This is a genomic window from uncultured Wocania sp. (genome assembly GCF_964021735.1).
GTDB lineage: Bacteria > Bacteroidota > Bacteroidia > Flavobacteriales > Flavobacteriaceae > Wocania_A.
Window position 1 is genome coordinate 1 of record NZ_CAXIBN010000126.1, and the last position, 8783, is coordinate 8783.

The window sequence follows — 8783 nt, forward strand, 5'->3', positions numbered from 1 at the left end:
GAAGTTACATGACTTCCTTGAACTGGAATTCTAAATTGATACCAGCGCACATCTTTTGTGTCTCCGTTTGGTAGCAATCTTGGTCTGTTTTTAAAGTCTCTTAGAAAATCTTTTAAAGGATTGCTATCTGGTATATTATCAAAATCTGCTTCCGATTCTGGCAAATTTTGACGTGTAATATCTAGCTCGTATTCAAAATAACTATTAATCGTATTCATGGTATTATCACGATTAATGTCTTCGGCATCTGGTTGTGTATTAGCAGCTCTTTGGGTATCTGTAAACGTATCAGGTGTATTGCCTTCAACACCATTATATTTTTTATAACGCTCAAAAATATCGCCTTCTGTATCTAAAAAATATCTGTAATTATCATTCGCTGGATCTTCTAATCCTGCAAAATCTGGAAACTTAGTGCTTTCATCTGTATCATTTAAACCATCGTAACCAATATCTTGAAGTATTCTATCTTGCCCTTGAGAATCAAAAGCATAGATTAAAGATTGATTTCCTGGTGTTTTTCCCCAGGATGTCTCTGTTGTAAACGCATTATTTGAAGTATCTGGTAATCCATTTTCATATTGTTTCCTTCCATCAGATAAAACATCTTCAGAAATATTTCCTAAGTTAAAAACTAATTTACCGCCTGGATTTGTTGGATTTTCTTGAAACGGATCTTGTAACCAAAACTCGATATACTCTACATTGGCTTGCTCTAAATCTGTTGATGTTAATTGACGCGTAATTCCTGCCCAACTTTGTTGCGGATTATTAAGTGTATTACCATTTGCAGCTGGATTAAAGTTATAAGGCCCTCTTTCTGATGGATAATACGCCAAATCTAAAGTGAAAAGCACAGAATTTTGACCTTGAACTAATTCTCTATCCGGAAATAGTTCATTTATAAATACACGACTTGTAAATAAATCAGATACATCATCATCCGAAATATCATCAGGTCTTCTAGCGCTATAAAAAATAGGATCGATAGTATACCAATTTAGTAATGCTCTTTGATAGCCGTTTTGCAAATTTGAAGGACTGTTTGGATCTGTAACATCAACATATCCTAAACTGGGATCAAACGGTGTACTTGACAAAAACCACGATTGTTGCGATTTTAAATCAATACTTCCTTGCGAACCTTCAAAATCATCAACATACGATGTCGCTTCTCCGTTAAGGTTTGTCCCTTTTGGGGCACCAGGAGCTAAATAAGCAAACTCACCTCTAACCGATAAATTAGATTCTACATCGGTATCAATATTTGGTAATTTGTTTGCCAATCGTGTTAAAAATGGAACTTTGGTTGAGTAGTTACCATTAAAGCCAAAAATAGTATTGTTTATAGGCTCTGAACCGTAATTTGCTTTTTGAGTAATTGGACGCTCATTTAGGTTTAAAAGTGTTGCACCTAAAACAAAATTTTCGTTGAATTTATGTTCTACATTTATACCTGTAAAACGTCTTGTTTGCTGACCGAAAACCGCGTTGTTTTCAGAAGACACATTAATGGGTGTATTGGATGCTTTTAAGGCTTCGTCTAAAATCTCCACTCTTGCTGAAGCGTAATTAACAACATAGTCGACCCCTTCAACTAAAACACGACCACCAGCGGTAACCGTTATAGAGCCTCTCGCTGCCCCAAACGGAATGGGGATACCGCCTCCTCCAGCAGACTTATAACGTCCTTTTAATTTGAATTTATTTTTTTCAACTTCTTCTAAAGCTGCAGTTTTTGTGCTTTTATAAAGTATATCGTATACATACTTTGTTTGGTTTTCGTTATACGTCGCATCATTATCATAATCTTCACTAGCATTTAGCGATAATTTATCAAAAAGATATTCCCCAAAGGGTTCAACACTTGGGAATATTATTCTTCCCGTTTGTGGCAACACGGTTATGTTTGGTACAAAATCAAAAAAACCATCACCATTTGTTTGTGGGTCGTTATTGAAATTTAATTTATCTAAGCTAAAAACTTGAAGTAATGTGCTTTCTCCTAGAGGCTTTTCACTCGGACTAGGAGTTGGGAACGGTGTACTACCAACTGGTGAAATAAAGTTTAAAGGTGAGGCTTCGTTATAAAAAATATTCAACTTAAAATCGTCTTGACTTAAATTATAAGCACCCGTTTCGTAAATGTTTTTCATCATCAACTTCCAAACAGGTTGATTCACATTAGTAATACTACTTTTTAATAATTTTAAAATTAAATTTTTGTTAGTAACTCCAGTAACTTGTCCTAATCCATTGGTTGTTACATCGGTAGCATCAACACCATCATTTGCAAATTCACCCACTTGATACACTTTTCCGCCAATTGTAAATTGAAAGGCAACCGCTAATACTTCATCATTATTTAAACGCTGATTTAACGAAATATACCCTAAATCTTTATTTAAACTATATTCTTGATTGTTTATTAATTTACGTGCATTTTCCAATTTTGCATAATCGAATCCTTCACTAACATTAGATACTAAAATACCCGATTGAACGGTTGCTACATCTCTAACAGCTTCTGTAAGCACACTTGTTGAGCCAATAGCTGTTGGATCGAAATCGTTATTTGTATTATCTGGAATAGCACCTGGAGCTGCATTTACAAAACCTGCTGGGGGTGTTTGCAAACCTATTACATTGGTTTCTCCTAAATCTTGAAGCGCTACAATATTTCTAACATTATCGGTTCTATTACTTCTATTGGTTACCCAAACTTCAAGTCTTGTAATTTGTAAACCTTTATTATTTAAATACGGATACGTTTCTAATGCTGTATTGTAAGTATCTCTAAAATATTGAGCTAAAAAGAAGTGCCTGTTTTCATCATAATCATGAATGAATTTATCAAATTCTTCAAGAGTTCCTCCGCCTTGAGCTACGACACTATTGGACTGCGATTTTTGTTCAGAAAAAACCCCTGTAACCGTTGTTTTACCAAACTGCAACTGTGCTTTAACACCAAAAAGACTTTGCGCTCCAGTGATTAATGAGCTGTTTAATGGCATACTTACATTACCAACTTCTATTTTTTGAATGATGTCGTCTTCTGTTGGTGTGTATTCTAATTTAATAATATCTTGAAAATCATAACTCGCCTGAGTATCATAATTAGCGGTTACTTGTAATCGAGTACCTACTTTACCTAGTAAACTTAAACTGATTCGCTGATCGAAATCGAAAGTAAAATTATTTCTGTTTTTTGGTGAAAATGAAGGGTTATCTTGTTTTGAAAATAAAACCCCTAAATCCATTTCTACTGAACCCTGCGGAACCACACTAATGGTATCGCTACCAAAGATAGAGGTAAAAAAATCAGATTTAACATAAAACTCTGGTATTAAGTTTTTTTGCCCATTTTTAGCACCTGTTTTCTTACCATCGAATGCATCAATTTTTTCTTTATAATAGGCTTTTAAGTTTTCTTTTGCCACCAAAGCATAATACTCTTTTGGTGTTAAAATAACTGGATATTTTATATTGTAAGTTCCTATTTTTTCGGTATAAATGTAACGATTTGTTACAGGGTCGAATGTATATTTAGATTCAACACTATTAGGATTTGGAGCTTTTATTTTCCCTAAACTAAACCCTGTTTTTACAGAATCTTGTACAGGCTCTTGAGACCAAACTGAGAAAGAAAACAGCAATACAAAAACTAAAAAAAAGTAATGTTTAATCGATTTATAAAAATTTGGGTTAGTTATATTCAAAATCTGTTATAAATTTTTTAAAGCTTGTTTTATAATGGTTTCAACATTAGCATCGGGTTGCGCCATTATAATTTTATCCACAACGCGTTCTGCCTGCTTCTTTACAAAACCAAGAACTTCTAAAGCTGATAACGCTTCATTTTTATTGGTATTGTCTTTTGAAACAGAAACTTCGTCAATATCATAAATCTTTAAAATTTTATCTTTCAAATCTATAATTACACGTTGCGCCGTTTTTGCTCCAATACCTTTAATAGATTGAATTAGTGCTACATCACCAACTGCAATACCCTCTCTAACCTGTTTTGGTGTTAATGAGGACAACATAGTGCGCGCAATACTAGAACCAATACCACTTACAGAAATTAATAATCTGAAAATTTCACGTTCTGCTAATGACGAAAATCCATAAAGCGTATGAGAGTCTTCTTTTACTTGTAGGTGCGTGTATAATTTTAAATGTTCACCGTCTGGAATTTGAGAGTAAGTATGTAATGAAATGTTAAGCATATAACCAACTCCATGACAATCAATAACAACACTAGTTGGATTTTTTTCGGTAAGTTTTCCTTGAATATGTGTTATCATAAATCCCTATATCTTAGTCAATCAAATGTAATAAAATTATTTGCATTTAAAAGTATTTACCGCTTGAATCTAATAGCTTCAGACTACTTAGCATTCGCCTTTTCCAATTCCCATTTTTCTTTATGCTGCGCATCAATTACTGCAATAGCTGTCATGTTAACAATTTCATCAACATTAGCTCCTAATTGAAGTATATGCACAGGTTTGCGCATACCCATCATTATAGGTCCAATAGATTGTGCATCATTTAACTCTTTTAATAATTTATAGGTAATATTTGCTGAATCTAAATTCGGAAATATTAGTGCATTTACTTTTCTACCTACTAGTTTAGAAAAAGGAAATTTTTCACGAAGCATTTCATCATTCAAAGCAAAGTCGGTTTGCAACTCGCCATCTATAATCATATCAGGAAAATGACGATGTAAATAGGACACAGCCTCTCGTACTTTTGATGCATTAATATGCTGCGACGACCCAAAATTAGAATACGATGTCATTGCCATAACTGGTTGCATACCAAACATTTTAATAACTTGAGATGTCATTTGTGCTATCTTTGTTAAATCTTTAGCACTCGGGTCAATATTAATAGAAGTATCACTTAAAAAAAGCGGTCCTCTTTTAGTCATCATCACATTTGTAGTAGCAATTCTTGTAGCTCCTTTTGCCATACCAATAAGCTCCAACATAGGTTTTACCACGGTTGGGTAATTTCTAGAATAGCCTGAAATTAGCGCATCGGCATCACCTTCGCTAACCATCATTGCTGCAAAATAATTACGCTCTCGCATTAATTTTTGTGCTGAATAATAAGTTATACCTCTACGTTTGCGTTGTTCCCAATATACTTTTGCATATTTATCTTTACGTGGGTTTTCTTCTTCTGTTTTAGGATCAATGATTGGCACATCGGCATCAAACTCTATTTCTTTCATCAGATTTTGAATGGTCTCTTTTCGTCCTAATAGAATAGGAAAAGCAATACCATCTTCATAAGCAATTTGTGCTGCCTTAAGAACCGCTAACTGATCTGCTTCAGCAAAAACTACACGTTTAGGATTTAATTTTGCCCTATTAAGCAATAATCTCACTAATTTGTTGTCCGAACCTAAACGTTCTCTAAGGATGTCTTTATATTTTTCCCAATCTGTAATAGGCTCTTTTGCTACGCCACTTTCCATAGCTGCTTTTGCAACTGCAGGTGGCACTTCGGCAATTAAACGCGGATCGAAAGGTTTTGGAATAATGTATTCTTTACCAAAGGTTAAGCGTGTTTCGCCATAAGCAATATTTACTTGTTCTGGCACAGGTTCTTTAGCTAAACGCGCTAAAGCTTTAACAGCTGCCATCTTCATAGCTTCGTTAATTTTTGTTGCACGCACATCTAGTGCCCCTCTAAAAATAAATGGAAAGCCTAAAACATTATTGACTTGGTTAGGGTGATCACTTCTCCCTGTTGCCATAATAATATCCTTACGAGTTGCTACTGCGATATTGTATTTTATTTCTGGATCTGGATTAGCCATGGCAAAAACAATTGGGTTATCTGCCATACTTAAAAGCATATCAGAATTTACAATATCTGGCATGGATAGACCAATAAAAACATCGGCATCTTTCATGGCCTCATCAAGCGTATCAATTTTTCTGTGGGTTGCAAATTCGGCTTTTTCTGTAGATAAATTCTCTCTATCATCTCTTATAACCCCTTTGCTATCAAGCATCACCATATTTTCGCGCTTTGCTCCACAAGCTTGGTATAATCTTGAACATGAAATGGCAGCAGCTCCTGCCCCACTAATTACAATCTTTACGTCTTCAATTTTCTTTTTGGAAATTTCTAAAGCGTTAACTAAAGCTGCAGCAGAAATAATTGCCGTTCCGTGTTGATCATCATGCATTACAGGAATATCTAACTCTTCCTTTAAACGACGTTCTATTTCAAAAGCTTCGGGTGCTTTAATATCTTCTAAATTAATCCCGCCAAATGTAGGCGCAATCATTTTTACTGTTTGAATAAATTCATCAACATTTTCAGTATCTACCTCAATATCAAATACATCGATATCTGCAAAAATTTTAAATAATAAGCCTTTTCCTTCCATTACTGGCTTAGAGGCTTCTGGACCAATATTACCCAAACCTAAAACGGCAGTCCCGTTTGAAATTACAGCCACTAAATTACCTTTAGCTGTGTATTTATAGGCGTTATTTTTATCCTTTTCAATTTCTAAACAAGGCTCTGCTACACCTGGTGAATAGGCTAAAGACAAATCTCTTTGGCTTGCATATTTTTTGGTTGGAACAACTTTTATTTTTCCAGGAGTTGGTTTTGCATGATATATAAGGGCCTCTCTTCGTTTACTTTCTTCGCTCATATGGATTGATTTATTAAAATTTCCGCTTTATTCATTGATTCATATTTAAATTAAAGAATTCATGAATCTTCGATTTCGCAAGAATGACAGTTATATTTATTATTTAACTGACAAATATAATAATCCTATTTGCTAAACAACTACTCTTTTAAAAAATTGATATTTGTTTTAAACATAAAGCCTAATTAAAAATACCTGTATTTATTTCCAAAGCTTTTAAAATTAAAGATTAATAATATACCCTCAAAAAACGAATTATTTTAAGTCACTACTCATTCCAGCTTCTTGAGGCACTTGATAATAACCGTTAACTATTTTTGCAGGGTTTTTAAAATGCGTTTGTAAATGTGGTATATGCTCTAAAAATATAGCTTCATGATTAATTGAAATATGATTAAATAATACCAAGTGCTGATGAATTTGACCCATATCTCCAACATGAGGCACTACTGGTACACCAAATTTTTTAGACATTAAACTAATGGTAATAAATTCTGAAATACCACCAACCCTAACTGCATCTACTTGATTAAAACTCATACAGCCAGATTGTAAATAATTTTTAAAAATAATTTTATTAGGGACATGCTCTCCCATAGCTAATTTTAAAGGCGCTATCTTATTTGCTAGTTTAACATGGGCTTCCACATCATCTGGATGCGTAGGCTCTTCTATCCAATAGGGATTTATCTCTTTTAATTGAGAACAAATTTCAATGGCCTTTGGTAAATTCCATTGTTGGTTGGCATCCAACATAATAGTTGCTTTATCTCCTGCGACTTCTCTTACCAAATGGGCTCTTCTTATATCTCTTTCAATATCTGCAGAACCTACTTTTAGTTTCATTGCTGTAAAACCAGCATCCATAGCTTTTCCTATATTTTCCCTTATCTTTTCATCACTATAATTAAACCATCCAATTGAGGTGTCATAGCCTTTGTAACCAGTTTTTAGAATTCCTTCTCTATCTTTTTTGGTTTCTGATGATTTTTTGAGAATACTAAGTGCTTCTTCTCTCGTCATCACATCTTCTAAATAAGAAAGGTCTAATGTATTCACAATCGCTTCGGCAGGTAAATCTATTAATAATTTCCAAAGCGGGACACCTTTAGATTTCGCCCAAAGATCGAAACAAGCATTTACAACAGAGGACAATGCTAAATGCACCACCCCTTTATGAGGTCCTAACCATCTAAAATTAGGATCGTCTGACATCGCTTTGTAGGTTGCTCCAAAGTTAGACATGAGTTCATTAACTTCTTTACCTTCAACATGTTTTACCAAATAATCTATTGCCTGACAAACTAGATTATTCCCCATACCTAATGTAAATGCCAATCCTATACCCTCTAACTTACTATCTGTTTTAAGTTTACAAACAGCGTAAGCGTATATAGGCGTTGTGTGTACAGCATCTGATCCAGCTCCATCTTTAAGTTTGAATTGGGTATCTGAAGAGTAGGCTTTTGTTATTGTTATTGTTTGATTCATTCTATTGAAATTTATTTTATAGTTTTATTTTTCGATATATCTACTGTAGAATTCTTCGAAACTGCAAAATGACTAATAGAAGATAGTCCATCAGATTTTAATATGTTCAATCTAATTTTGCTTGCGTTAATTTTTTCTGGAAGATTGATTGTTTTACAGGCTCCTATAAGATCTCCAGTATAAAAAGTATTCCATTTTTCATTGTTGTAATTTTGTAACTCGTATTCTTTTATCTTAAAAACACGAATGGAGGAGAAACTATCTCCTAGATGTTTCTTTTCACCTCCTCGAATACCTAAACGATCTGCAAGTTCTAAAATTCTGAACCTTTCACTGGTTCTGATTTTTCCTGTTTGGTTTGACGATGAATTTACAATGAGCACATTATTGTTTGCTGTGCACCAATAAAAAAGAGCTTCTAGTTCTGTAGGATTATAAGTACTTGAGCATAAATCTCCTTTGTACCATTCAATCTCATTAAATGTATTTATCCCGAAATGAATATACATACCATAACCACATTCTAATTGATCTATTTGAGGTGCTATTAGCTTTACCTTTTGGGCTTTTATGTATGAATTTATTGATGTACTCATTAAAATTA

5 protein-coding genes are annotated in these 8783 nt (G+C 33.8%); all 5 read right to left on the bottom strand.

Going from position 1 to position 8783, the window contains the following annotated elements:
- The coding region (sprA, locus tag AADI82_RS11070) for a cell surface protein SprA (protein ID WP_341216500.1) at window positions 1-3719 on the bottom strand (3719 nt) is incomplete at its 3' end.
- 6 nt (window positions 3720-3725) lie between these two features.
- A complete protein-coding gene (gene ruvA, locus AADI82_RS11075; RefSeq protein WP_341216501.1) occupies window positions 3726-4307 on the bottom strand; it encodes a Holliday junction branch migration protein RuvA in 582 nt (193 codons plus the stop codon).
- 83 nt (window positions 4308-4390) lie between these two features.
- A complete protein-coding gene (locus AADI82_RS11080) occupies window positions 4391-6688 on the bottom strand; it encodes an NADP-dependent malic enzyme (RefSeq protein ID WP_341216502.1) in 2298 nt (765 codons plus the stop codon).
- Window positions 6689-6943: 255 nt separating this feature from the next.
- Window positions 6944-8179, bottom strand: coding sequence for an enolase C-terminal domain-like protein (locus tag AADI82_RS11085; protein ID WP_341216503.1), 1236 nt, complete (start codon window positions 8177-8179; stop codon window positions 6944-6946).
- A gap of 11 nt (window positions 8180-8190) precedes the next feature.
- A partial coding sequence (locus tag AADI82_RS11090; protein WP_341216504.1) for a hypothetical protein occupies window positions 8191-8783 on the bottom strand: 593 nt, incomplete at its 5' end.

Bases quoted from the DNA above. Each gene is read 5' to 3' on its own strand.
- AADI82_RS11080 (WP_341216502.1), bottom strand. From the start codon at position 6,688: ATGAGCGAAGAAAGTAAACGAAGAGAGGCCCTTATATATCATGCAAAA.
- ruvA (WP_341216501.1), bottom strand. From the start codon at position 4,307: ATGATAACACATATTCAAGGAAAACTTACCGAAAAAAATCCAACTAGT.
- AADI82_RS11085 (WP_341216503.1), bottom strand. From the start codon at position 8,179: ATGAATCAAACAATAACAATAACAAAAGCCTACTCTTCAGATACCCAA.